Origin of the sequence: Shinella zoogloeoides, assembly GCF_022682305.1 — a bacterium.
Taxonomy (GTDB): domain Bacteria; phylum Pseudomonadota; class Alphaproteobacteria; order Rhizobiales; family Rhizobiaceae; genus Shinella; species Shinella zoogloeoides_B.
In genome coordinates, this window is sequence record NZ_CP093528.1 from 465,690 (window position 1) to 489,266 (window position 23,577).

The 23,577-nt window shown below is 63.3% G+C and carries 21 protein-coding genes; 16 read left to right on the forward strand and 5 right to left on the reverse strand.

Annotated elements, in window-relative coordinates:
• The 5 genes from MOE34_RS02350 (at window position 1) to MOE34_RS02370 (ending at window position 5,531) form a co-directional block, all read left to right on the forward strand.
• Complete coding sequence (locus MOE34_RS02350) at window positions 1-336, forward strand: DUF736 domain-containing protein (RefSeq protein WP_094543428.1); 336 nt, start codon at window positions 1-3, stop codon at window positions 334-336.
• Complete coding sequence (locus MOE34_RS02355) at window positions 337-1,104, forward strand: lytic transglycosylase domain-containing protein (RefSeq protein WP_242220559.1); 768 nt, start codon at window positions 337-339, stop codon at window positions 1,102-1,104.
• Between the two features lie 243 nt (window positions 1,105-1,347).
• Window positions 1,348-3,087, forward strand: coding sequence for a relaxase/mobilization nuclease domain-containing protein (locus tag MOE34_RS02360; RefSeq protein WP_242220561.1), 1,740 nt, complete (start codon window positions 1,348-1,350; stop codon window positions 3,085-3,087).
• Between the two features lie 24 nt (window positions 3,088-3,111).
• Window positions 3,112-5,097: a conjugal transfer protein TraG gene (locus tag MOE34_RS02365; protein WP_242220562.1), complete on the forward strand. Its 1,986-nt coding sequence runs from the start codon at window positions 3,112-3,114 to the stop codon at window positions 5,095-5,097.
• A gap of 5 nt (window positions 5,098-5,102) precedes the next feature.
• Window positions 5,103-5,531 (forward strand): CopG family transcriptional regulator, encoded by a 429-nt coding sequence (locus tag MOE34_RS02370; protein WP_133036410.1) that lies wholly within the window; start codon window positions 5,103-5,105, stop codon window positions 5,529-5,531.
• 351 nt (window positions 5,532-5,882) lie between these two features.
• Here the strand turns inward: MOE34_RS02370 and MOE34_RS02375 are convergent, their stop codons facing one another.
• Window positions 5,883-7,064 (reverse strand): IS110 family transposase, encoded by a 1,182-nt coding sequence (locus tag MOE34_RS02375; protein ID WP_242220563.1) that lies wholly within the window; start codon window positions 7,062-7,064, stop codon window positions 5,883-5,885.
• A gap of 210 nt (window positions 7,065-7,274) precedes the next feature.
• Here MOE34_RS02375 and trbB point away from each other — a divergent pair, with 210 nt between their 5' ends.
• The 11 genes from trbB to MOE34_RS02430 all read left to right on the forward strand — a co-directional run bounded on the left by trbB (window position 7,275) and on the right by MOE34_RS02430 (window position 16,907).
• Window positions 7,275-8,258, forward strand: coding sequence for a P-type conjugative transfer ATPase TrbB (trbB, locus tag MOE34_RS02380; protein WP_242220564.1), 984 nt, complete (start codon window positions 7,275-7,277; stop codon window positions 8,256-8,258).
• An 83-nt stretch (window positions 8,259-8,341) separates the two neighbouring features.
• Entirely contained in the window at window positions 8,342-8,665 is a 324-nt protein-coding gene (locus MOE34_RS02385) for a TrbC/VirB2 family protein (protein WP_394013052.1), read from the forward strand.
• The gene (locus MOE34_RS02390) at window positions 8,665-8,946 is read left to right on the forward strand and encodes a VirB3 family type IV secretion system protein (RefSeq protein WP_242220565.1); all 282 of its coding nucleotides are present in this window, start codon (window positions 8,665-8,667) and stop codon (window positions 8,944-8,946) included. The genes MOE34_RS02385 and MOE34_RS02390 overlap by 1 nt, the downstream gene beginning before the upstream one ends.
• Before the next feature lie 10 nt (window positions 8,947-8,956).
• Window positions 8,957-11,413: a conjugal transfer protein TrbE gene (gene trbE / locus MOE34_RS02395; protein ID WP_242220567.1), complete on the forward strand. Its 2,457-nt coding sequence runs from the start codon at window positions 8,957-8,959 to the stop codon at window positions 11,411-11,413.
• A complete protein-coding gene (trbJ, locus tag MOE34_RS02400) occupies window positions 11,410-12,174 on the forward strand; it encodes a P-type conjugative transfer protein TrbJ (protein ID WP_242220569.1) in 765 nt (254 codons plus the stop codon). The genes trbE and trbJ overlap by 4 nt, the downstream gene beginning before the upstream one ends.
• A 21-nt stretch (window positions 12,175-12,195) precedes the next feature.
• A complete protein-coding gene (trbK-alt, locus tag MOE34_RS02405; protein WP_242220571.1) occupies window positions 12,196-12,483 on the forward strand; it encodes a putative entry exclusion protein TrbK-alt in 288 nt (95 codons plus the stop codon).
• Window positions 12,484-12,486: 3 nt separating this feature from the next.
• Complete coding sequence (gene trbL / locus MOE34_RS02410) at window positions 12,487-13,848, forward strand: P-type conjugative transfer protein TrbL (protein ID WP_242220578.1); 1,362 nt, start codon at window positions 12,487-12,489, stop codon at window positions 13,846-13,848.
• Window positions 13,845-14,534 (forward strand): conjugal transfer protein TrbF, encoded by a 690-nt coding sequence (gene trbF / locus MOE34_RS02415; protein WP_242220580.1) that lies wholly within the window; start codon window positions 13,845-13,847, stop codon window positions 14,532-14,534. The genes trbL and trbF overlap by 4 nt, the downstream gene beginning before the upstream one ends.
• Window positions 14,531-15,514, forward strand: a complete 984-nt coding sequence (gene trbG, locus MOE34_RS02420) for a P-type conjugative transfer protein TrbG (RefSeq protein ID WP_242220582.1) — start codon at window positions 14,531-14,533, stop codon at window positions 15,512-15,514. The genes trbF and trbG overlap by 4 nt, the downstream gene beginning before the upstream one ends.
• On the forward strand, window positions 15,511-16,668 hold the full coding sequence (locus MOE34_RS02425) for a TrbI/VirB10 family protein (RefSeq protein WP_242220584.1): 1,158 nt from the start codon (window positions 15,511-15,513) through the stop codon (window positions 16,666-16,668). Before trbG ends, MOE34_RS02425 begins: the two co-directional genes overlap by 4 nt.
• Window positions 16,669-16,670: 2 nt before the next feature.
• Window positions 16,671-16,907: a DUF2274 domain-containing protein gene (locus MOE34_RS02430; protein ID WP_242220586.1), complete on the forward strand. Its 237-nt coding sequence runs from the start codon at window positions 16,671-16,673 to the stop codon at window positions 16,905-16,907.
• Here MOE34_RS02430 and MOE34_RS02435 read toward each other — a convergent pair.
• From MOE34_RS02435 to MOE34_RS02450, 4 genes are all read right to left on the reverse strand, one after another.
• Window positions 16,895-17,830: a LysR family transcriptional regulator gene (locus MOE34_RS02435; protein WP_242220588.1), complete on the reverse strand. Its 936-nt coding sequence runs from the start codon at window positions 17,828-17,830 to the stop codon at window positions 16,895-16,897. The genes MOE34_RS02430 and MOE34_RS02435 overlap by 13 nt on opposite strands.
• Window positions 17,831-18,159: 329 nt before the next feature.
• Window positions 18,160-19,899 carry a PHA/PHB synthase family protein gene (locus MOE34_RS02440; RefSeq protein ID WP_242220590.1) on the reverse strand — a complete coding sequence of 580 codons (1,740 nt, stop codon included), beginning with the start codon at window positions 19,897-19,899 and terminating at the stop codon, window positions 18,160-18,162.
• An 81-nt stretch (window positions 19,900-19,980) separates the two neighbouring features.
• On the reverse strand, window positions 19,981-22,326 hold the full coding sequence (locus tag MOE34_RS02445; protein ID WP_242220592.1) for a DUF3141 domain-containing protein: 2,346 nt from the start codon (window positions 22,324-22,326) through the stop codon (window positions 19,981-19,983).
• 51 nt (window positions 22,327-22,377) lie between these two features.
• Entirely contained in the window at window positions 22,378-23,562 is a 1,185-nt protein-coding gene (locus MOE34_RS02450) for an acetyl-CoA C-acetyltransferase (protein WP_242220594.1), read from the reverse strand.
• Window positions 23,563-23,577: the final 15 nt, after the last annotated feature.

The following is a 23,577-nucleotide window of genomic DNA, read 5'->3' on the forward strand; positions in this document are numbered from 1 at the left end:
ATGGCCAACATCGGACTTTTCACACGCACGGAATCCGGCTTCGAAGGGCGGTTCAGGGCGCTTGGCATCGACGAGGAAATCACCTTCGTCGCCGCCGAGCCCTCGGAGGCCAAGAACGCTCCAGCCTATCGCGTCCTGCTCGGCGACGAGGACGGGCTACCGATCGGCGCCGCCTGGGCGGCCGTCGGAGATCGGGCCGGCGAATTCTTCTCCGTCGAGATCTACAGCCCGTTGTTCGGCGGCACTCTGCGCGCCAACCTCTTCCGCGCCGGTGACGACGGCTCCGCCTGGGGCCTGCACACCAACCTCACTTCCAAGAAGCGGAAGGAGGACTGAATGGCGGCGGTTCAGCACCGCGCCAGCGCCGGCGGCTTGACTGCTGTCCGGCGCTCAGCGCTCCTCCTTCTTCTTTCCGGCCTGACGTTCGCCGCGGCTGAAACGCCCGCTGTTCTGGCGCAGGTTCCGTCCACCGTCGGAGCCGCGTCGGCGCATCCGCACGCCGCGAACATCACCGAGGCGTCGCGACGCTTCGGCGTCCCGGCAGCCTGGATCGTCGCCGTGATGGCTGCAGAAAGCGCGGGCGATGTGCGCGCCGTATCGTCGGCGGGCGCGATGGGCCTTATGCAGGTCATGCCCGACACATGGGCCGAGCTCCGCACCCGCCACGGCCTTGGTCGCGATCCCTACGATCCTCGCGACAACATCCTTGCCGGCACCGCGTACCTCCGTGAAATGTGGGACCGCTACGGCGACGTCGCAGCCATGCTCGCCTCCTACAATGCCGGCCCGGCGCGCTACGACGAGCATCGCTCGAAAGGTCGCCCGCTGCCTGCCGAGACGCGGGCCTACGTCGCTTCGCTTGCGCCCGCGCTGCGCGGCGAGCGGCCCTTGAACGGCGGCTCCATTATCGTGCGACCGCCCGACTGGCGCGAGGCGGGGATCTTCGTCGTGCGCGAGGGTGGCACTTCCGCCGCCAGTCCAGCGCAGGCGGGCCGCGCGTCAGACCACGCGCTCCCATCCCTCACGGCGACCCCGGATTCGATCACCGCCTTGCAACGCCAAGAGCTGTTTGTCGCGGGCAATGCAGCGGGAGGCCGGCCATGAGCGGCCCTCCATCAAGGTGCATCCCCTCGGGCTCTGGCGTGTCGTGGAGAACGCCGGGGGTGGGGGCAGGCGCAGCGACCGGACGATGGCAGGATAAAAGGGCGCACGGTGCGCTTCGGTCGGGCGGTTGTTTTTGTTCATGTTTTTGGCGCGTTCCGCACCGTGTAGCGCCTTCGCGCACCGTGCGCTCCGCGCCCATGTTCCTGATTTTTCGGTCCTTTTTGCACCGTGCGGAGTCGCGTCATGTTCGATGACCTCGAGTTCCGCATACGTCCGGGCCGCATCCGATCGACCCGCGCGCAACAGACCCGGCCTTTTGTTGCGCAGGCGCTCGCTGCAGCGAAGAAGGCAGGCGGCGGCGTCTCGCGATCCGGCCGCGTCACCTCCGGCAATCGCTCACGCTTCGGGCGTGGCCAGCGCGCCAGCATTCAGGCTAATCGCCTCATCACGTCGCGCACGCGTGGCGCCGTCGTCAAGGCGCGTGTGGTCCGTCACACCGCTCGATCCGCGCCGCTCGGAACGCATCTCGACTATTTGCGCCGCGACGGCGTGACCCGTGACGGGGAGAAGGCGCGGCTGTTCGGGCCGGGAACGGAGAATGCCGACGCCCGCGCCTTCGCAGAGCGCTGTGGCGATGACCGGCATCATTTCCGCTTCATCGTCTCGCCCGACGACGCCCCCGACATGGCGGACCTTAGATCCTTCACCCGCGATCTCGTCGGCCAGATGGAAAAAGATCTCGGCACGAAGCTCGACTGGGTCGCCGTCGATCACTGGAACACCGAGCATCCGCATGTCCACCTGATCGTGCGCGGCGTGCGGGACGATGGCCAGGACCTCGTGATCTCGCGCGACTACATCAAGGAGGGCATGCGCGACCGGGCGCGCGAGCTCATCACCCAGGAGTTGGGACCGCGCACCGATCTCGATATCCGCCGTACTCTCGAAAGCCAGATCGAGACCGAACGCTGGACGCAGCTCGACCGCCAGCTTGTCCGCGACGCCGGCAAGTCCGGCATCATCGATCTCGCGCCGCGCGCCGACCGCCAGCCGGACGAGTTCCACGCGCTGAAGGTCGGCCGGCTGCGGACGCTGGAAATTCTCGGTGTCGCGGGACAGGTCGGCCATTCGCAATGGTTCATCAGGCCCGAGGCGGAGAGCGTCCTGCGCGAGCTCGGCGAGCGCGGCGACATCATCAAGCGCATGCACCGCGCTCTCACCGAGCGCGGCATCGAGCGCGGCTCGGCAAGCTATGTGCTCGCCGGGGAAAGCCTCGACGTGCCCGTTGTCGGTCGCCTGCTCGAACGCGGTCTGGATGACGAGCTGAAGGGGACGGCCTATGCCGTGGTCGACGGTGTCGACGGTCGCACCCATCATATCAAGCTGCCGCATCTCGATGCCGCTGGCGACAGCCCACCCGGATCGATCGTCGAGCTGCGCGCTTACGAGGATGCGCAAGGTCAGCGCCGCGTCGCGCTCGCCGTCCGCTCCGATCTGGATATCCACTCTCAGGTCAACGCAGCGGGTGCTACCTGGCTCGATCGGCAGGCGGTTGCCCGCGAGCCCATCGAGCTCTCGGAGGGTGGCTTCGGCGCCGAGGTACAGCGGGCCCTCGAGCAACGCGCCGAGCACCTGATCGGCGAAGGTCTCGCCGAACGGCAGGGCGGGCGCGTCGTCTTCGCGCGGCGACTGCTCAACACGCTATGCGATCGCGAGGTCAGTGCGCTGGGCGAAAAGCTCGCCGCCGAGACCGGCCGGCCATTCAACTATGCCGACGGCGGCGAGTATGTCGCCGGCTCCTATCGCCAGCGCTTCACGCTCGCCTCCGGCCGCTTCGCCATGATCGACGACGGCCTCGGCTTCCAGCTCGTACCCTGGTCTCCCTCTCTCGAAAAGCAGATCGGCCGCCACGTCTCCGGCGTCGCCCGCGACGATGGCGGCGTCGACTGGGACTTCGGCCGCAAGCGGGGGATCGGCCTCTAACACCCGTCAGAAAGGAGCCTCGCCATGTCCGGCACCAAGATCCTCTGGGGACAGATCACGATCGTCTTCCTGATCGTGCTCGTTACCACCTGGGGCGCGACGCAGTATGTTGCGTGGAGCCTCGGCTATCAGGCGCAGCTCGGCGAGCCGTGGTTCAGGCTCTTCGGCGTTCCGATCTATTTTCCGGCCGCTATCATGTGGTGGTGGTACTTTTACGACGCCTACGCGCCGGGCATATTCGCGACCGGCGGCATGATCGCTGCGTCGGGCGGTTTCATCGCGATCGCGGTCGCCATCGGCATGTCGGTCTGGCGAGCGCGCGAACAGAAGAATGTCGCCACCTATGGCTCGGCCCGCTGGGCAGAGAAGCCCGAGATCGAGGCTGCGGGTCTGCTCGATCCCGACGGCGTGGTACTCGGCCGATACGATCGCGAGTATCTGCGCCATGATGGGCCGGAGCATGTGCTGTGCTTTGCGCCTACCCGATCCGGCAAGGGTGTCGGTCTCGTCGTGCCTTCGCTCCTCACCTGGCCGGGCTCGGCGATCGTCCATGATATCAAGGGTGAGAACTGGACGCTGACCGCGGGCTTCCGGTCACTCCATGGCCGTGTGTTGCTGTTCGATCCGACCAATCCCAAATCCTCCGCCTGCAATCCGCTGCTCGAGGTCCGCCGGGGCGAATGGGAGGTTCGCGACGTCCAGAACATCGCCGACATTCTCGTTGATCCCGAGGGGAGCCTGGACAAAAGGAATCACTGGGAAAAGACCAGCCATTCACTTCTGGTCGGTGCAATCCTGCATGTCCTCTATGCCGAGCCGGAAAAGACTCTGGCCGGCGTCGCCAACTTCCTCTCCGATCCGAAGCGCCCGGTTGAGTCGACGCTGCGCGCCATGATGAAGACAGCGCATCTGGGCGAGGCCGGCCCACACCCTGTCGTGGCCAGCGCGGCGCGCGAGCTCCTCAACAAATCCGACAATGAGCGCTCCGGCGTTCTATCAACCGCCATGTCGTTTCTCGGATTGTACCGCGATCCTGTCGTTGCCGAGGTCACGCGGCGCTGCGACTGGCGGATCAGCGACATCGTCGGCGGCGAGCATCCGACGACGCTCTACCTCGTCGTGCCGCCCAGCGACATCAACCGGACCAAGCCGCTGATCCGCCTGCTGTTCAATCAGATCGGCCGTCGCCTGACCGAAGAGCTCCAGGCGAAGACCGGGCGCCATCGTCTCCTCCTCATGCTCGACGAGTTTCCCGCGCTCGGCCGCCTCGACTTCTTCGAGACCGCGCTGGCCTTCATGGCGGGGTATGGGTTGAAGAGCTTCCTGATCGCGCAATCGCTGAACCAGATCGAGAAAGCCTATGGGCCGAACAATTCGATCCTCGACAACTGCCATGTTCGCGTGAGCTTCGCGACGAACGACGAGCGGACGGCCAAGCGCGTCTCGGACGCGCTCGGGACGGCCACCGAGATGAAGGCCATGAAAAACTATGCCGGGCACCGTCTGTCGCCCTGGCTCGGCCACCTGATGGTGTCCCGCTCGGAAACCGCCCGCCAGTTGCTCACGCCGGGCGAGATCATGCAGCTTCCGCCGGCCGACGAGATCGTCATGGTCGCCGGCATTCCGCCGATCCGGGCGAAAAAGGCTCGCTACTATGAGGATGCCCGTTTCCGCGAACGCCTAATGTCGCCGCCCGCCCTGAACCGCCCGGAACATATTCGTCCGGACGACTGGACCAGCCTGCCGATCCCGGCGCGGCCGGAAGCGCTCAATGCGCAACCCGCAGGTCGATCCGACGACGAGGACCCGACCGAATCCGAACGGCGGCTGCAGCACGAGCTCCACCGGGTAAAGCCGGTAGAAAAGAAAGCGCCGATCGAGAACGAGTTCGAGATCGAGCCGCCTGACGACGTCGATGAGGATGCCGTGCGCAACCAGCGCATGATCCGCCAGATGCAGGGCGTCGCACGGCAGGTCTCGCTCGATCCGAATGACGGCATGGAACTGTAGGCGCCATGACCAGTCACCGGAAGAAGATAAAGACCACGGTCTATCTGGACCCCGATGTCGAGAAGACGCTGGCGGATTTCGCCGCCCGCCGCGATCAATCGCAGTCCATGATAGCAGAGGCGGCTATCGCGTCGTTCCTCTCGCCGGACGATGCCGAGCGACGGGAGGCGATCGTCGCCAAGCGCCTCGACCAGATCGACCGCCGCATGACGCGCCTGGAACGGGACGTTGGCATCGCCGTCGAGACCCTTGCGGTGTTCATCCGCTTCTGGATCACCACGACGCCCGCCTTGCCGGAGCCGGCGGCGCAGGCAGCGCGTGCCAAATCCAGCGAGCGATATGAAGCGTTCATCACCGCGCTGGGCCGGCGTCTGGCGCAGGGGCCGAAGCTCCGTCAGGAGATTTCAGAAGATGTGCCCGAATCGGACGCCTGAACACCTCGCGCGCGGCATCTGGGAATCGATACGACCAGTTCAAGAACAGAGGCGCACCGCCGTTCTCCTCACATGGGGAGAGGTTGGTCAAGGCGGTGATCGTTGTTTCATGGTTATCATTCCTGGTCTCTGATCATCGGGATTTCGGGCGAGCCTTTATCGTCATGCGCGTTGCTCCACGCGCAAACCTCACATCCGGTCGCCGTCCTCGACGGCTGCACCAACATTCCGCTTTCGGCGGCAGGGCTCGGGAGACGGAACCATTCTGTATTGCGGCATACAGGCCAGGAGAACGGACGGTCCGTCAGCCCGATTTCTTCGTCGCTGATCAGGCCACGAAGAAAGGGAACATCACGCGGCTTTCATTGCGACCCCGTCGGGCAACACACCCTGGGTGACATATTTCCACAGCGCCACGAGGAGTTTTCGCGCCAGCGCGGCGATCATGATCTTCTTCATCCTACCTCCTTGCGGACCGGTTCGTTCATGGAACCATCGTGCAAGGCGGCTATCAGGCTGATGCCGCAGCCAAAGCCAGGCCAATTCGATCATGGCCGTGCGCAGGCGTGGGTTGCCCGCCTGCGAGATGCCTTGTTCGCGATTGATCGATCCACTTCGCCACGGAGTCGGGGCCAGCCCCGCATAGGACGCAATCTGCCGCCGGTTCTCATATCTGCGGAAAAGGCCTTCGGTCACCATGACCGAGGCAAATTCGGGCCCAATGCCTCTGATCTTCATGAGCAGTGAACCCGCACTTATGTCGCTGACTGCCGCATCCTCGACATCGGCCGGCGCGATACACTGTTTGGCCAGCTCGAGCCGGGCTTCCTCGATCGCCTTCATCTGGACGAGGAGCAGTTCCAAACGATCCAGCATGCGTTCGAGTTGATGCTTCATGTTGTGCCCAAGGGCACGGCCGTCTCCCGTCCGCAGTTCGGTGAGTCGCGGACGTCTGTTCGGTCGCATGGGTTCATAGTCACGGATTCCCTGCGATAGCAGAAGGCCCTTCATTCGATTCACAAGCCGTACGCGCTCGCCGATCAGTTCGCGGCGTTCGCGAGTCAGGCGGCGACGATCCTCATCTTCGGGATTGATCGGCCTGACCATCGAGCAGACGCGCGGGTCGCCACGGAGCCAAGCCATCAGCGTTCTGAGCAACATCTCGCCGTCGATCCTATCGGTCTTGGCGTTTCGCGCCCGTCTGGGCTGGGCAATCGAGGCCGGATCGACGATGTGGCTTTGCACACCGGCGGCTTCCAATGCCCGGCGGAGCCAGAATCCTTCATATCCAGCTTCCTGAATGGAAATGACCGGGACATCGTGCCCCAGCTCCCGGCTGGCCCTCATACGGAATTCCGAGAGCTTCGCCAACAGATCCTCAAGATCTCCACCAGCAACCAGATAGCGTGACATTCGGACATGGTTGGTGGGGCGAATCACTGTCACCAGCCATTTGGTTCGCGACAGTTCCAGCGAGACCAGAACGGCTTCCGGAACGCTCTTGGGGATGATGAAATCGACAGTCTTCTCCATGGTACGGCTCCTATTGCTGCATCTTCTTCGCCAGAGTTTGCAAAAGAACGCCGTGGCTTCCAGCGCACGACATTTTCCCCATGGAATCTGTATTTGCACGCCACGCTACTACTACGACCGAAACTTGTTGAATCGGCCTGACTCCGGGCTCTTTTAATCATCCCCGATCCGGGGATCATCTGTTGCGTCCCCACGAGAAACGGGGACGAAATGGCATCTATCCACCACAGGCAGGAAGCGAGCCAGCGTGGCGCGCGCATGCTGCGCACCGCGCTCGGCAGCGCCATCGCGCGATTTCTGGAAGACCCGGCCGTGGTCGAGGTGATGCTGAATCCCGATGGGCGCATCTGGGTGGATCGGCTTTCCGAAGGGCTGGCCGACACCGGCGAGACGATGACGGCCGCCGATGGCGAGCGCATCGTGCGTCTGGTCGCGCACCATGTCGGTGCGGAGGTCCACGCCCGCTCGCCGCGCGTCTCGGCCGAGTTGCCGGAATCGGGTGAGCGTTTTGAGGGGCTGCTTCCGCCAGTCGTAGCATCACCCGCCTTCGCTATTCGCAAGCCGGCTGTCGCGGTCTTCACGCTCGACGATTATGTGGCCGCCGGCATCATGACGGCCGACCAGGCGGTGAAGCTGCGCACGGCGGTCCAGTCCCGCGCCAACATACTCGTCGCTGGGGGCACTTCTACCGGCAAGACAACGCTGACCAACGCGCTGCTCGCCGAAGTGGCGAAGACAGCAGATCGCGTCGTCATCATCGAGGATACCCGCGAGCTGCAATGCGCAGCGCCGAACCTGGTCGCGATGCGGACCAAGGATGGCGTTGCCACGCTTTCCGATCTCGTCCGCTCCTCGCTTCGCCTCCGGCCCGACCGCATTCCCATCGGCGAGGTCCGCGGTTCAGAAGCGCTCGACCTGCTCAAAGCCTGGGGCACCGGCCACCCCGGCGGCATAGGCACCATCCACGCTGGCTCCGGCATCGGCGCGCTGCGTCGCCTCGAGCAACTCATCCAGGAAGCCGTCGTCACCGTTCCGCGCGCGCTGATCGCCGAGACCATCGATCTCGTCGCCGTCCTCTCCGGCCGCGGCTCGTCGCGCCGGCTCGCCGAGCTCGCGCGTGTCGACGGCATCGATCCCGCCACCGGCGACTACCGCATCACCCCCGCAACCACCTCGAATGGAGAAGCTGAATGAATTCGCCCGTCGTTCCGAATGTGACCAATCCACCCGTCCTGTCGTCCGTGCCCATCGGTCCAGATCTGCCCGCCGACTCGATCATGCGCGGCAGCTACCGGCGTCTCGCCAGTTCGACCGCGCTCTTCACCATCATGATACTGGCCGCCACGCCGCCGGCCCATGCCTCCGGCTCCTCCATGCCGTGGGAACAGCCGCTTCAACAGATCCTCCAGTCGATCGAGGGGCCGGTCGCCAAGATCGTGGCGGTGATCATCATCATCGCCACCGGCCTGGCGCTCGCCTTCGGCGACACCAGCGGCGGCTTCCGCCGCCTGATCCAGATCGTATTCGGTCTGTCGATCGCCTTCGCGGCCAGCTCGTTCTTCCTCAGCTTCTTCAGCTTCGGCGGCGGGGTACTTGTCTGATGGCGGCGGTCCTCGAACAACTCGACGCGGTGCCGGGCTTTTCGGTGCCCGTCCATCGCGCCTTGACCGAGCACATCCTGCTGGGCGGTGCGCCGCGCTCCATCGCGATCATGAACGGCACGCTGGCCGGGGCCGTGGGCCTCGGCCTGCGCCTCTGGCTCGTCGGCCTCACCATCTGGGCAATCGGTCATTTCGTGGCCGTCTGGGCGGCCCGTCGCGATCCGCTCTTTGTCGAGGTCGGGCGCAGGCATCTGCGCATTCCGGCTTTCCTCGCGGTGTGAGGAGGCGGCCATGATGAATCTCGCCGAATATCGTCGCACTGCCGCTCGCCTCGCCGACTATTTGCCATGGGTCGCTCTGGTCGCTCCCGGCGTCGTGCTGAACAAGGATGGCTCGTTTCAGCGCACGGCCCGCTTTCGGGGTCCGGATCTGGATTCCTCCGTCGCGGCCGAGCTGATTGCCGTTGCGAGCCGCATCAACAACGCTTTCCGCCGCCTTGGCCTGGGCTGGAGCATTTTCGTCGAGGCGCAACGGTACGAGGCTGCCACCTATCCCGACAACATCTTTCCCGATCCCGCGTCGGCTTTGGTCGATGCCGAGCGCAAGGCCGACTTCGAAGAAGCCGGCGCACATTTCGTATCGAGCTATTTTCTCACATTCCTGTTTCTTCCACCGGCCGAGGAAGCAGCGCGCACCGAGTCCTGGCTTTATGAAGGGCGTGAGCGCTCGGGCGTCGACCCGTACGAGATTCTGCGTGCCTTCACCGACCGCACCGATCGCGTGCTGGCGCTGCTCGACGGTTTCATGCCGTCCTGCGGCTGGCTCGATGACAGCGAGACGCTGACCTACCTGCATTCCAGCGTGTCGACGAAACGCCATCGTGTCCGCGTACCGGAAACGCCGATCTATCTCGACGCGCTGCTCGCCGATCAGCCGCTCACCGGCGGTCTGGAGCCACGTCTTGGCGATCAGAACCTGCGTGTGCTGACCGTCGTCGGCTTCCCGACCGCGACAACGCCGGGCCTGCTCGACGATCTGAACCGGCTGGCCTTCCCGTATCGCTGGTCAACGCGTGCGATCCTCCTCGACAAGACCGACGCGACCAAGCTGCTGACCAAAATTAGGCGGCAGTGGTTCGCCAAGCGCAAGTCGATTGCCGCGATCCTCAAGGAGGTGATGACCAACGAACAGTCGGTGCTGGTGGACACCGACGCCGCCAACAAGGCCGCCGACGCGGACATGGCCTTGCAGGAGCTCGGCGCCGACGTCGCCGGCATGGCCTATGTCACCGCCACGATCACGGTCTGGGACGCCGACCCGCGTCTTGCCGACGAAAAACTGCGGCTGGTCGAGAAGGTCATCCAGGGCCGCGACTTCACGGCGATGATCGAGACGGTGAACGCGGTGGACGCCTGGCTCGGCAGTCTGCCCGGCCATGTCTATGCAAACGTGCGTCAGCCGCCGATCTCGACGCTCAATCTCGCCCACATGATTCCCCTCTCCGCCGTGTGGGCGGGGCCGGAACGGGACGATCACTTCGATGCGCCCCCGCTGCTTTACGGCAGAACCGAAGGTTCGACCCCGTTCCGGTTGTCTTTGCATGTCGGTGATGTCGGCCACACGCTCGTCGTCGGCCCAACAGGGGCGGGCAAATCCGTGCTTCTCGCCCTCATGGCGTTGCAGTTCCGCCGTTACCTCCGCAGCCAGGTCTTCGCTTTCGATTTCGGCGGTTCGATCCGCGCAGCATCGCTCGCCATGGGCGGCGACTGGCACGATCTCGGCGGCGGCCTGACCGAAGGATCGGAATCCTCGGTATCGCTCCAGCCGCTGGCCCGCATTCACGACACCTATGAGCGTGCCTGGGCCGCCGACTGGACCGTCGCGATCCTCCTGCGGGAAGGGATTAAAATCACCCCGGAGGCAAAGGAGCACATCTGGACGGCGCTCACCTCCCTCGCATCGGCGCCGGTCGGTGAGCGCACGATCACTGGCCTCAGCGTCCTTCTCCAGTCCAACGAACTCAAGCAGGCACTCCGCCCGTACTGCGTCGGCGGTCCCTATGGCCGCTTGCTCGATGCCGAAGCCGAGCATCTCGGCTCGGCCGACGTGCAGGCATTCGAGATCGAGGGGCTGGTCGGAACGGGCGCTGCGCCTGCTGTGCTCGCCTATCTCTTCCACCGCATTGGCGACAGGCTGGACGGGCGGCCGACGCTGCTCATCATCGACGAAGGCTGGCTGGCGCTAGACGACGAAGGCTTCGCCGGCCAGCTCCGCGAATGGCTGAAGACGCTGCGCAAGAAAAACGCCTCGGTCATCTTCGCCACCCAGTCGCTCAGCGACATCGATAATTCGGACATTGCCCCGGCCATCATCGAAAGTTGCCCGACGCGACTGCTCCTCCCGAACGAACGGGCAGTCGAACCGCAGATCACAGCCATCTATCGCCGCTTCGGTCTCAATGACCGTCAGATCGAGATCCTCGCGCGAGCGACGCCCAAGCGCGACTACTACTGCCAGTCTCGCCGCGGAAATCGCCTTTTCGAGCTGGGCCTCTCAGAACTCGGCCTGGCGCTCTGCGCCGCATCGTCGAAATCCGACCAGACCCTGATCGCCAACCTCGTCGCCGAGCACGGCCGCGAGGGCTTCCTCGCCGCTTGGCTCGAAGCCCGCGAACTCGGCTGGGCGATCGACCTGCTCCCGAATTTCCCAACGCTCACCCCCCAGCCCGAAAAGGATCTTCAGCCATGAGCATCCATCGACTTCGCAAATCCTCCGCCGTTCTTGCTGCCGCCATGCTGGCCGTCCCGATCGCAGTTTCGCCGTTGGCGACCGTGCCCGCTTATGCGTGGAAAATTGTCTATGACCCCAGCAACTACGCGCAAAATGTCCTAACAGCCGCGCGTACGCTGGAGCAGATCAACCACCAGATCACCTCGCTTCAGAACGAAGCGACCATGCTCATCAACCAGGCGAGGAATCTGGCAAACCTGCCGTTCTCCTCGCTCCAGACCCTTCAGCAGAATGTTCAAAAAACCCAGCAGCTCCTGAAGCAGGCGCAGAACATTGCCTTCGACGTGCAGAACATCGATCAGGTGTTCCAGCAGCAATACGGCAGCGTCTCGATGTCGGCGAGCGAGCAGCAGCTCGTCACCGCTGCGCGTAGCCGCTGGCAGAACACCGTCGGCAGCTTGCAGGACGCGATGCGCGTGCAGGCCGGCGTCGTTGGTAACATCGACACCAACCGTACGCAGATGAGCGAACTGGTGAGCCAGAGCCAGGGCGCGACCGGCGCGCTTCAGGCCACGCAGGCCGGCAACCAGCTCCTCGCCCTCCAGTCGCAGCAGCTTTCCGATCTGGTCGCGCTGCTCGCCGCCAATGGTCGATCGGGCGCGCTGACCGAAGCCGAGCGCACCGCCGCGGCCGAGCAGGGGCGCGAACAGCGCCGCCGCTTTCTGACGCCCGGCTCCGGCTATCACCCCGGCAGCGCGCGGATGTTCAACGGCAACTGAGGGCCAGAAAGGAGCACTGTCATGGACAGCAAGATGCTGGCCCGGCTGGGCGCTGTCGTATTCGTCGCCGTCGCCATCACGGCGGCGGTTGTGGAGATGACTCGCAAGGACGAGGCGCCGGCGGGAGCGCCGGCGCGCATCGTCGAGCCCGCGCGCGATCCGCTGCGCGAGGGCCAGCGCCGGTGCCAGCAGCTTGGTCAGCAGGCCGCGAGCGACGCCGAATGCCTGCGCGTCTGGGCCGAGACCCGCAATCGATTCCTCGGCCGTCCGATTGCTCCGGCATCGCCGTCCTCAAGCGACAGGCGGTGATCCATGGGCGGCTCGGGGGTAATCGACAGCTTTCTTGGGACATTCACCCAATACATCGACAGCGGCTTCGGCCTTCTCAGCGGCGAGGTGGCGTTTATCGCGAGCACGCTCATCGTGATCGACGTGACGCTCGCGGCGCTGTTCTGGAGCTGGGGCGCCGATGACGACATCATCGCACGCCTCGTCAAGAAGACGCTGTTCGTCGGCGTCTTCGCCTATTTGATTTCCAACTGGAACAATCTCGCGAAGATCGTCTTCGACAGCTTTTCGGGTCTCGGCCTGAAAGCCTCCGGGACCGGCTTCACCGCACAGGATCTCCTCCGCCCTGGCAAGGTGGCGCAGACCGGCCTCGACGCGGCACGGCCGCTGCTCGAATCCATTTCCGATCTGATGGGCTGGATCGCGTTCTTCGAGAATTTCATCCAGATCGCTTGCCTGCTCTTTGCCTGGGCGCTCGTCATCCTCGCGTTTTTCATTCTCAGCGTCCAACTGTTCGTGACGCTGATCGAGTTCAAATTGAGCACGTTGGCGGGCTTCGTGCTGATTCCGTTCGGCCTCTTCGGGAAGACCGCGTTCATGGCCGAGCGTGTGCTTGGCAACGTGATCTCCAGCGGCATCAAAGTCCTGGTTCTCGCCGTCATCGTAGGCATCGGTTCGACGCTCTTCAGCCAGTTCACCCAAGGCTTCGGTGGCCAGACCCCGAGCATCGACGACGCCATGGCGGTCGTGCTCGCTGCCCTTTCGCTCGTCGGCCTCGGAATCTTTGGACCCGGCATCGCATCGGGTCTCGTTAGCGGCGGTCCGCAGCTTGGCGCTGGCGCCGCGGTCGGCACCGGTCTCGCCGTGGGCGGCGCGGCACTGGCCGCCGGCGGCGGCGCTATGCTTGCCGCGAGAGGCGGCGCAGCGCTTCTCTCCGGGGGAGCCGCGGTCGCCCGTGGCGGAGCTGCGGCGGCCGGAGCGGCATCGTCGGCTTACACGCTCGGCTCCATGGGACAGTCCGGCGCTTCGGGTGTGGCGTCCGGCGTCGGCGGTGTCGCGCGCGCTGCCGGATCGGCCGCCACGTCGCCTTTACGTCGAGCTGCGTCGCGCGCGTCGGAGAGCATGAAATCCAGCTTCTCCGACGGCGCCCGCGCCGGCTTCGGCGCCACCGGCGGCACATCCACCATGGGGTCGGTCGGCGGCGAGGCGGAGCCTTCTTCCGTCGCGCCCGCGACGACGACTGACCAGCCCCCCGCATGGGCTCAGCGCATGAAGCGCGGCCGCCATGTCTCCCACGGCGTCAGCGCCGCCGCGCATGCCGTCCGTTCCGGCGACAGCCACGGGTCCGGCGCATCCGTCAATCTCTCTGAAAGTGACCGCTCATGAATCTCTTCAAAAGGCCCGCCGTTCATTACGGCAAGACGCCCCAACCCGAAACGCCGTACCAGAGGGCAAGCCAAGTCTGGGACGAGCGTATCGGCTCGGCTCGCGTGCAGGCGAAGAACTGGCGCTACATGGCGTTCGGCTCCCTGATCCTGTCGGCCGGTTTTGCCGCCGCCCTGGTCTATCAGTCGGCGCGAGGAACCGTCGTGCCATGGGTTGTTCAGGTGGACAATCTCGGCCAGGCGCAGGCGGTCGAGCCCGCCACCGCCGATTTCCGCCCGACCGATCCGCAAGTCGCCTGGCACCTCGCGCGTTTCATCGAACAGACGCGGAGCATTCCGGCCGACCCGATCATCGTCCGGCAGAACTGGCTCCGAGCTTACGAATGGACGACGGATCGCGGCGCCGCGGCACTAAATGACTACGCCCGCGCCAACGACCCGTTCACCAAAGTCGGCAAGCAGCAGATCGCAGTCGAGGTCTCCAGCGTCATTCGGGCGTCGCCCGACAGCTTCCGTGTCGCTTGGACGGAGCGGCATTTCGAGAATGGCCAGCTCTCCTCCACCCAGCGATGGACTGCGATCCTGACCATCGTGATCCAGCCACCGCGGGATGCTGAGCGGATAAAGGTCAATCCGCTGGGGATCTACGTCAACGCCATCAACTGGTCGCGGGAGATGAGCCAATGAAGCCGGCTTTCCGCAACCACGCCATTCCGGCTTTCCGTAAATCCGTGCTTCCGGTTCTGCTGCTTTCCGCCACTACGTTGGCCGGCTGCGCGACGCCGCAGAAGCCGCCGGAGATCAGCTACGATCGGGATGTTCCGGCTTTGCCAGCCGTTCCGGTGTCCGTAACTGACGATCGGCCGCGTCCGATCCACATTCCTCCGGCCTGGACGCCGGCAAAGGGCGGCACGGCGGCCAGTACACCAGTCGCTCGCGTCGAAAACGCCAATGCAGCCGCTCGCGTGCAGCCGCGCCGGGAGGGCTACTTCAATGCAATCCAGATATATCCCTGGTCAGACGGCGCGCTCTATCAGGTCTATGCAGCTCCTGGGCAGATCACCGACATCGCGCTGGAACCCGGCGAGTCGCTGACGGGCGCCGGGCCGATTGCAGCCGGCGATACCGCCCGCTGGATTATCGGAGATACCGAGAGCGGCAGCGGCACGACCCGCCGCGTGCATATCCTCGTGAAGCCCTCCCGTCCGGACATCACGACCAATCTCGTCGTTACCACTGACCGACGTGTCTACATGATTGAGCTGCTTTCCGGAACGAAGCCTTATATGCCCTCCGTCGCATGGTCCTATCCGCGGACGCGCGCCGGACAAAGCCAGAGCATCCCGGCGACCCCGGTCATCGCGGCCGTTGCGGCGCGCAACTACCGATACGGTTTGACTGGTGGGAATCCGCCCTGGAAACCAGTCTCCGTCTATGACGACGGCCGCAGGGTTTACGTCGAGTTTCCTCGCGGGATCGTCCAGGGCGAAATGCCGCCGATCTTCGTCATCGGTCCAGAGGGCGAAGCCCAGATCGCCAACACCCGCGTCCACCGACACATCCTGATTGTCGATCGTCTGTTCGGCGCGGCCGAATTGCGCCTCGGCAGCGGTGATAAGCAGCAAACGGTGAGGATTGTCCGTACCGACGGGAGGCCCGCGTCATGAGCGAGGAAAACAGCAATACGAGCGCTCCGATGCGTCTGCGGGCCGAGCCGCCGCGCGTCACCCGGCTGTCGCGCAAGGTGCTTGCGAGCGTCACTGCCGTCGCTCTGGTCGGCATAGGCGGCGCTCTGATTTACGCACTCCAAACCCGGAACGCCGGCCGCGACGGAGAGGAGCTTTACTCGACCGCTAATCGCCAGACCGCGGATGGTCTCGCCGGATTGCCGCGAGACTACACCGGCCCTGTTCTCGGCCCGCCCTTACCGGGCGATCTCGGACGACCTATTCTGGATGCACAGAACCGAGGCCAGCCCGTCGTTCCTCCGACGATCGCGACGTCGGGTGTCGACGAAGCCGAACAACGGCGAATTGAGGAGGAAGAGGCCGCGCGCACGTCGCGAGTCTTCTTCCAGACCCAGCCGGGCACGACCGCGGCGGCGCGGGTAGGTCTGGCCACACCTGGCATTCCCGATGTCGATCTCGCCGGCCTTGCGGGTCAAGTAGGCCGGCAAACCGCCCAGGATCGACAGAACGCTTTCCTCAATGGGCCGGCCGACCGCCGCACAACCTCGTCGGATCGCGTCCTGGCACCCGCTTCGCCCTTCGTGCTCCAGGCCGGCGCGGTTATCCCGGCTGCGCTCATCACCGGGATACGCTCCGATCTTCCAGGCCAAATCACGGCCCAGGTGACGGAAAATATCTACGATAGCCCGACCGGTCGCAGCCTTCTCGTTCCGCAAGGCACGCGGATTGTCGGCCAGTACGACAACAACGTCCAGTTCGGCCAAAGACGGGCGCTGCTGGTCTGGAACCGGCTGATCTTCCCGAACGGCCGCTCCATCGTCCTCGAACGCCAGCCGGGCGCCGACACGCAAGGATACGCTGGTCTTGAGGATGGGGTCGATTATCACTGGTGGGATCTCGCCAAAGCGGCCGGTCTCTCCACGCTGCTCGCGGTCGGCACGGAACTAGCGGTCAGCGATGAGGACCGCTTGGTCCGTGCTATCCGCGACGGCGCACAGGACACCATCAACGACGCCGGGCAGCAGATCGTCCGGCGCCAATTGCAGGTCGCACCGACGTTGACCATCCGGCCAGGCTTCCCCGTTCGCGTTATCGTCACGCGCGATCTCGTCCTCGAACCCTACAGAGGCTGACCATGACAAAGCTGAAACTTGGCCCAATTGCCGACGATAGGCCAGTAAAGGTATCGCTTGCGCTGCCTGCGTCACTGCATAGCGATTTAATTGCTTATGCCAACGTGATTGCACGTGAGACGGGGCAACCCGCCACCGATCCAGTCAAGCTAATTGTGCCGATGCTGAAACGGTTCATCGCTACGGATCGAGGCTTCGCCAAAGCTCGGCGCACCCTCTCGCCCGATCATCGGTTCTGACCGGGCTTTCCGGTGCTCTTCACCGACAGGCTTCTGGCGAGGCTCAGCATCCTTCTCAGTGCCGGATTATCATTGCGCGGAGACCAGACGGCACTGAAGGGCAAATCCTCTGTCACCAGCAGCCGATAGGTTACGCCGGGAAACTTCGCCCCCGTCGTCGCCTCGCTGGTCAGCGTGATGCCCGCGCCCAAAGCCACCATTCGGATCAGTGTATCCCTGTTGTAGACGGGGCAGCGCTCGACGCTTGGAGCATGACCTAGCTCCGATAGGTGCTTAAAGAGATAGTCATAAATTTCTGGGCCTGGATCCGCCTCGCTCACGATGAAGTGTTGGCCGCGCAAGTCGGCCCATTCGATCTGCTGCTTCGCGGCCAGCTCGTGTGTCTCCGGCAAGACTACAAAGACATGCTCGTACCAGAGCCTCGTCACTTCACATCCCATCGCTCTTGGATAGCCGGTAAGGAAGGCGATATCGATCTCGTGCAGCCGGACGGCGGCGATGTGAACAGCGGGTGCGCCCTCGACAAACTTTGTGCGGACGCCAGCATGCTGTGCGCGATATCGCTCGAGAAGTTCGGCGATGAATCCTGACGCGAGCGACGTGAATATCCCAATCCGCAGCACGCCCACCTCAACCCTGCCTGCTGCCCGAACCTCTTTTACGGCTAGATCGAGTTCATTGATGACCCGTCGCGCTCGTTTCACGAAATTTCTACCGGCTTCGGTTAACAAGACACCACGCTGATAGCGGATGAACAGCGCCGCGCCAGCCTCGTCTTCCAGATCGCGGATGCGTCGGCTGATTGCCGATTCCTGCACACCAACCGCTATCGCCGCCTGCCGGAAGCTGCCGTGTTCGGCTGCCGCGATCACATAATGAAGCTGACGAAGCTGGATTTCGGAATGGCGATCAAGACCGAGCACTCACCGCGACTCCCAGCGTTCTAGCGGTCGGGCAGAAGGCTTTCCTACCTCCTTCGAGATGAGTGCATAGTTTAAGATGAAAACATGCATGCCATATGCCAGCCGCAGGCAAACGACCAGTTTATCCTTGAAGGATCTTCGCGCGCCAAAATCGGCAGCCTGCATACTTTGCAAACATAACTCCTGTTAAACCCATGAATCACGCAGATCGCATCGCGGGAATCCCAAAACCCGCATCGCCTAAAAATCTTCCAAAGTAGTGCTAGTTCCAGGCTTCCGAGCTACCGAACGCCTCATCTGTTCTTCGCTTCTCTGATCGAAGGAAACGATCAGGATGCTTTCACATACTCTCCAGGAGCGTCAGCGGCCGGCGTCTCGATGTTGCTTGTCCCGCCGAGCCGAGGGGGCATCACCCGGTCGCCCGAATAGCTCGCAAGCCATGCCGTCCATTCCGGCCACCAGGAGCCTTGGCGGGTTGGTGCAAGCCGGACCCATTCGTCCGGCGAGACATAGGCGTCGCCCGGCACGCGTTTCATGATCTGATAGTGGCGGCGCGGACGCCCAGGCTCGCTGACGATACCGGCATTGTGGCCGCCGTTTGTCAGTGCAAAGGTGATCTCGGTGGGGATGAGGAGATGCAGTTTGTAGACTGAACGCCAGGGAGCGACATGGTCCGTCGTCGTTCCCACGCAGAAGATCGGGACACGCACATCGCCGAGCGAAACCGGGTGCTCTCCAACCTGATAGCGACCGGAAGAGAGATCATTCTGAAGATAGAGCCGTCGCAGATATTCCGAATGCATCTTTGCCGGGAGCCGTGTTCCATCCGCATTCCAGGCCATCAGGTCGTTCATCGGCCGTCGTTCGCCGAGGAAATACTCGTTTATGATGCGTGACCAGAACAGGTCGTATGAGCGCAGCATCTGGAAAGCCGCGTTCATCTGCTCGGCATGCAGGTAGCCGACTTCGGCCATCTGCGCTTCCAGCAGAGCGATCTGACTTTCGTTGATGAACAAGCCCAGCTCGCCAGGTTCGGTAAAATCCGTCTGGGCGGCAAGCAGCGTGACGGAGGCAAGACGATCGTCGTTGTCTCGCGCCATGGCCGCAGCGACGATCGAAAGCAGAGTGCCACCGAGGCAATAGCCTGCGGCGTGAACCTTCCTCGCCGCCGTGATCGCCGTGACGGTATTAAACGCGGCCTGAAACCCGAGCTCGATATACTCCGCCATCCCCATGTCGCGATCATCGGCGTCCGGGTTCTTCCAGGAAATACAGAACACGGTGAACCCTTGATCGACGAGATAACGGATCAGGGAATTGTGGGGCGATAGATCGAGGATGTAGTATTTCATGATCCAGGCCGGAACGATCAGGATCGGTTCAGGATGGACCTGGTCAGTGGTCGGCGCATACTGGATCAGTTCGATCAGCCGGTTCCTAAACACGACTTTGCCAGGAGTGGTGGCGACCTGTTCTCCGACGACGAAATTCTTAGCACCGGCCGGGGGCAGGTTGGACATGCGCCGGGCAACGTCGTCAAAAAAATGCGACAGCCCGCGAGCAAGGTTCGCTCCCTCCTCGTCGATGCTTTTTTTGATCACCTCTGGATTGAGCGTCGCGAGATTGGTCGGCGACAGCATTTCGATCCACTGTTTGGCGCCGAAAGCGACGAGGCGTTGATGATGAGAATCGACACCCCAGACGTCGCGGGTGGCTTCCTCCCACCATCTCGTCTGCATCTGAAACGATTGCCCGAGGACGTTAAACGGCCACTGCGTCCAGGCTGGATCGCTGAAGCGGCGATCGGTAAGCGGCGGCATCTTCGAGGCAAGGCCAGCGTTGTGTTCCGACGACAGTCCCGCGTTCAGCAGCGCATGGATCTGCTCCATTTGCTCGAAAGCCAGGCGAGACAGATCGGCCCGCTTGCCAGGACTTGTCGCGAGATGGCTTGCCCAGTCCATCCACGCCAGCAAGGGAGATTCGGGCGAGATCGACGACCATATCTGCGACCATGCCGCATGAACGTCCTCATCTTTGTTGCGGCTCTGCGATTCTTCTTGTTCTTTCATGACGATCACTTTATCGACGCCACGGTGTCCGGGTGGCGCATAGGGAAAACGGCATTATTTCAAACGAAGCGGCAACCCGCTTCAGTTTTGGCGCTTGCGTGCACGACCCCGAGGATTTGGCGTCCTGCGCGCTGCCGAATTGTCAGAACCAGGCTCAGAACCGTCTGTTTGATTTTGGGGCGGCGCGCTCGGTTCTTCGGTCGGGGTGGAATCCGGTGACGCCTCGCGTTGCGCCGTCGTTTTCGCGTGCAAAGCGGCCTGCTCGAAGAAGCCTGTGACATAGGCCAGCGCGTTTGCGGCGGCTTCAGGCAGGGCTTCATCATCCAGGCGGACAAGTTCGCCTATGGCGAGGGCCGCCTTTTCGATATGCTCGGCATCAGATCCTTCAAGCAAAGCTGGGATCGCCTTGATCGCTTCATCTCCCATATGGGAGAGCAAAAGCGCCTGTTCGCGGACAAGCACGCGAAAGTCAGCTTGCCTGGGTCCTGGCATCTCCGGATCGTCCCAAAGGCGGGCGGCACGATGGTAGAGACGTTCATCGACGCCACCACGATGTTTCAGCACATGGAAAAGCGCGCGCAGCGATGCCTCCAGCAACTCTCCCTGCTCGACCTTCGCCTCCAGCCCAGCCATCGACGCCTGGACCGTCCTGCGGTGTTCGGGTGTTCCCCCGGGGTGCGACCTCGCGGGGCGATCATCTGCAAGTGGTTGTCCTGCGAGCGCTTTTAGCCAGGGAGAGCCGAACATGAGGCCGAATGAAAGCGCGTAAATTTCGTCCCTGTGGTCGCGATAGCGATCCAGAAAATGCACAAGTGCATCGGAGAAGTCCTTCTGCATCTGCAAGAACGGATTGTCGGACGGAACTGGCTGTCTCTTGTCTCCGATTTCGGCGGCAAGCTCACGCACTTCCGCGCCGAGGGGGTGATCGCTGGACCAGGATTCGAACGACATTCGCAAGGGATGCAACGCCTGCAGCCACCGTGCGGAATACGATGTCGCAAACGCGCGTACCCAAGGCTGGAGGGTATTGCGGTAGAGAGCGAGATTGATTTCCGAAACGCGAGCGGCGGCAGCGAAGCGGCGATCCGATTCAGGATCCGGGCGAACGATCTCACGAACCTCCTCGACACTGCTGCGCCTGACCGACATCAGATAAGGATCCGTGACGTCGGGGGCGTTCTCGGGCGTAGCGCTGACGGTCGCACGATAGATGCCTGCCGGAAAGAGATCGATCTGATCGATCAAGCTGGCAAACTTGCGGTGCTCCTTTTGGCCGACGCTGCTGGAGACGAAGATGCCGAGATGGCCAATACTGTCGTGTGTGGTGTACACGATCGTCTGATCGTTGCTGAGAACATCCTCGTCACTGTCGTAAAGGTCCGTGATCCATCCGAGCGCCTGCGGTGGCGGTGAGATGTTGTCGCCATAGGAGCAGAACACGATGATCGGCGAGCGGATGTTACGCAAGTCCACTCGAAGCCCATCGGATGTCAGCAACTGCGCGGTGGAGAGCTTGTTTCCGATAAACAGATTGTCGACGATGTATTGCATCTCGACGTCATTCAGGAAAACGTACCCGCCCCAGTATTTCTCGAAGCCGACATAGCGTTCCCGCTCGGTGTCCACCTTCGCATAAACGTTGTACTGCTTTACCCATAACGTATTAGCCGGATCGAGATTTTCGAAGTTCTGAACGAGCCACGCGCCGTCGAAGCGGCCTGCTCCCATGTCACTGGTCAGGGCCGTCAGCCAGCTGCCACCGAGTAGCCCTCCGGCGTATCGCATCGGGTTGTCACCGGCCCAGTAGGACAGCGGTGTGCCCGCGACGATGAGTGGACCGAACAGCTCCGGCCAGACGGAGGCGGCCATCAGCAATTGCCAACCTGCCTGGCAGTTCCCGATCACCGCAGGCTTGCCCTCACTGCCAGGATGGAGCTGCGCGACATGCTCGACGAAGGCCGCGAAACACCGCATGACGTCTTCGACGGTTTGTCCAGGGACCGGATCCGGGAGGAAGCCCACAAAATAGCAAGGGTGTCCCGCCTTCAGCGCGGCACCGATCTCGCTGTCCGGCTTGAAGCCGCCGATGCCCGGCCCATGGCCGGCTCTGGGATCGATCACGACGAACGGGCGCCTGGTTTCGTCGACCACGTTTCCGTCCGGTGGTGTGATGCGAACCAGCCGGTAGTTGGTCGGCCGCGGCAGATCGAGGCCTGACAGAATCGGCTCACTGGTGAAGTTGAGGACACCAGGGCTGCCCTCGCGCAGCTTCTGGCGATATTGATCACCGACTTCACGCTCGATGTCGGCAAAAAGGATAGTACGCTGCCAGGCGTCGGCACCGTAGGCCATCCCGGCTTCGGCCAGCGCCCACGGGTCCGCGAGGAGTTCGGACCATTGCCGTATTTTGGTCGTGGTTTGGGTCATGGTGTCCTCCTGACGCAGTTACCCGTCATGTATGAGAGCTGCCGTTGGCCCTCAGTCTGCTTCAAGCGCCAGCGCGACGCCCTGACCGCCTCCGATGCACAGCGTGGCCAAACCTTTCCGCGCATGGCGGCGTCGCATTTCGTGAATGAGGGTCACGAGAATTCGTGCGCCCGACGCTCCGATCGGATGACCGAGTGCGATGGCGCCGCCGTTGACGTTGACTTTCGACGTGTCCCAACCGAGTTCGCGGTCGACTGCGAGTGCCTGGGCCGCGAACGCTTCGTTGGCCTCGATGAGATCGAGATCGGTGAGGTTCCAGCCGGCCCGTCGAAGGGTACGCTGGGTCGCGCCGACCGGGCCGATGCCCATGAAGGCTGGATCGACGCCGGCGCTGGCGTAGGCCTTGATCCATGCGAGTACGGGCAAACCCAGGCTCTTTGCCTTGTCCGCGCTTGAAAGCAGAAGCAGGGCGGCTCCGTCGTTGATCGTCGACGCGTTGCCGGCCGTGACGGTCCCGTCCTTCTTGAAGGCCGGCTTCAGCTTTGCGAGCGCCTCGCAGGTCGTGTCGGCGCGCGGCTGCTCGTCGGTGTCGAAACTGACAGAACCGCCTTTGCGCTGCGGAACATCGACGGGTGTTATCTCGTCACGAAAGCGGCCGAAAGCGACAGCATCGGCGGCCTTCTTCTGTGAGGTGGCGGCGAAAGCGTCCTGTTCCTCGCGTGTCAGCCCATAGCGTTCCGCCAGGTTCTCGGCCGTGATGCCCATGTGATAGTCGTTGAACGCGTCCCAGAGACCATCGCGGATCAGGCTGTCCTCGAGCTGGGCGTGGCCGAGACGCAGGCCCGTGCGCGCCTTCGCAAGGATGTAAGGGGCGAGCGACATGTTCTCCTGTCCACCGGCCAGCACCAGATCGGCATCGCCGCAGGTAATCGCCTGTGCAGCAAGGTGCACTGCCTTGAGACCCGAGCCGCATACCTTGTTGACGGTGAGAGCCGGCACGGCATGCGGTATGCCGCCCCCGATCGCCGCCTGACGTGCCGGATTCTGTCCGCTTCCGGCGGTGATGACCTGACCGAGGACAACCTCATCGATCTCTTCGGGCGAGATGCCCGTGGTTTCGAGGACCTTCCTGATCAGGATTGCGCCGAGAGCGGAGGCTGGAAGGCCTGACAGCCCACCCTGGAAACTTCCGATCGCGGTTCGGGTCGCGGCCAATATGGCAATGTCTCTTGTCATCAAATTTTCCTTGGC

Bases quoted from the DNA above. Each gene is read 5' to 3' on its own strand.
- trbL (WP_242220578.1), top strand. From the start codon at position 12,487: ATGGGCGGCTCGGGGGTAATCGACAGCTTTCTTGGGACATTCACCCAA.
- trbB (WP_242220564.1), top strand. From the start codon at position 7,275: ATGGCATCTATCCACCACAGGCAGGAAGCGAGCCAGCGTGGCGCGCGC.
- MOE34_RS02450 (WP_242220594.1), bottom strand. From the start codon at position 23,562: ATGACAAGAGACATTGCCATATTGGCCGCGACCCGAACCGCGATCGGA.
- MOE34_RS02375 (WP_242220563.1), bottom strand. From the start codon at position 7,064: ATGGAGAAGACTGTCGATTTCATCATCCCCAAGAGCGTTCCGGAAGCC.
- MOE34_RS02390 (WP_242220565.1), top strand. From the start codon at position 8,665: ATGGCGGCGGTCCTCGAACAACTCGACGCGGTGCCGGGCTTTTCGGTG.
- MOE34_RS02365 (WP_242220562.1), top strand. From the start codon at position 3,112: ATGTCCGGCACCAAGATCCTCTGGGGACAGATCACGATCGTCTTCCTG.
- MOE34_RS02355 (WP_242220559.1), top strand. From the start codon at position 337: ATGGCGGCGGTTCAGCACCGCGCCAGCGCCGGCGGCTTGACTGCTGTC.
- trbK-alt (WP_242220571.1), top strand. From the start codon at position 12,196: ATGGACAGCAAGATGCTGGCCCGGCTGGGCGCTGTCGTATTCGTCGCC.
- MOE34_RS02360 (WP_242220561.1), top strand. From the start codon at position 1,348: ATGTTCGATGACCTCGAGTTCCGCATACGTCCGGGCCGCATCCGATCG.
- MOE34_RS02350 (WP_094543428.1), top strand. From the start codon at position 1: ATGGCCAACATCGGACTTTTCACACGCACGGAATCCGGCTTCGAAGGG.
- MOE34_RS02445 (WP_242220592.1), bottom strand. From the start codon at position 22,326: ATGACCCAAACCACGACCAAAATACGGCAATGGTCCGAACTCCTCGCG.
- MOE34_RS02370 (WP_133036410.1), top strand. From the start codon at position 5,103: ATGACCAGTCACCGGAAGAAGATAAAGACCACGGTCTATCTGGACCCC.
- trbJ (WP_242220569.1), top strand. From the start codon at position 11,410: ATGAGCATCCATCGACTTCGCAAATCCTCCGCCGTTCTTGCTGCCGCC.
- MOE34_RS02430 (WP_242220586.1), top strand. From the start codon at position 16,671: ATGACAAAGCTGAAACTTGGCCCAATTGCCGACGATAGGCCAGTAAAG.
- trbG (WP_242220582.1), top strand. From the start codon at position 14,531: ATGAAGCCGGCTTTCCGCAACCACGCCATTCCGGCTTTCCGTAAATCC.
- trbF (WP_242220580.1), top strand. From the start codon at position 13,845: ATGAATCTCTTCAAAAGGCCCGCCGTTCATTACGGCAAGACGCCCCAA.
- trbE (WP_242220567.1), top strand. From the start codon at position 8,957: ATGATGAATCTCGCCGAATATCGTCGCACTGCCGCTCGCCTCGCCGAC.
- MOE34_RS02440 (WP_242220590.1), bottom strand. From the start codon at position 19,899: ATGAAAGAACAAGAAGAATCGCAGAGCCGCAACAAAGATGAGGACGTT.
- MOE34_RS02425 (WP_242220584.1), top strand. From the start codon at position 15,511: ATGAGCGAGGAAAACAGCAATACGAGCGCTCCGATGCGTCTGCGGGCC.
- MOE34_RS02385 (WP_394013052.1), top strand. From the start codon at position 8,342: ATGCGCGGCAGCTACCGGCGTCTCGCCAGTTCGACCGCGCTCTTCACC.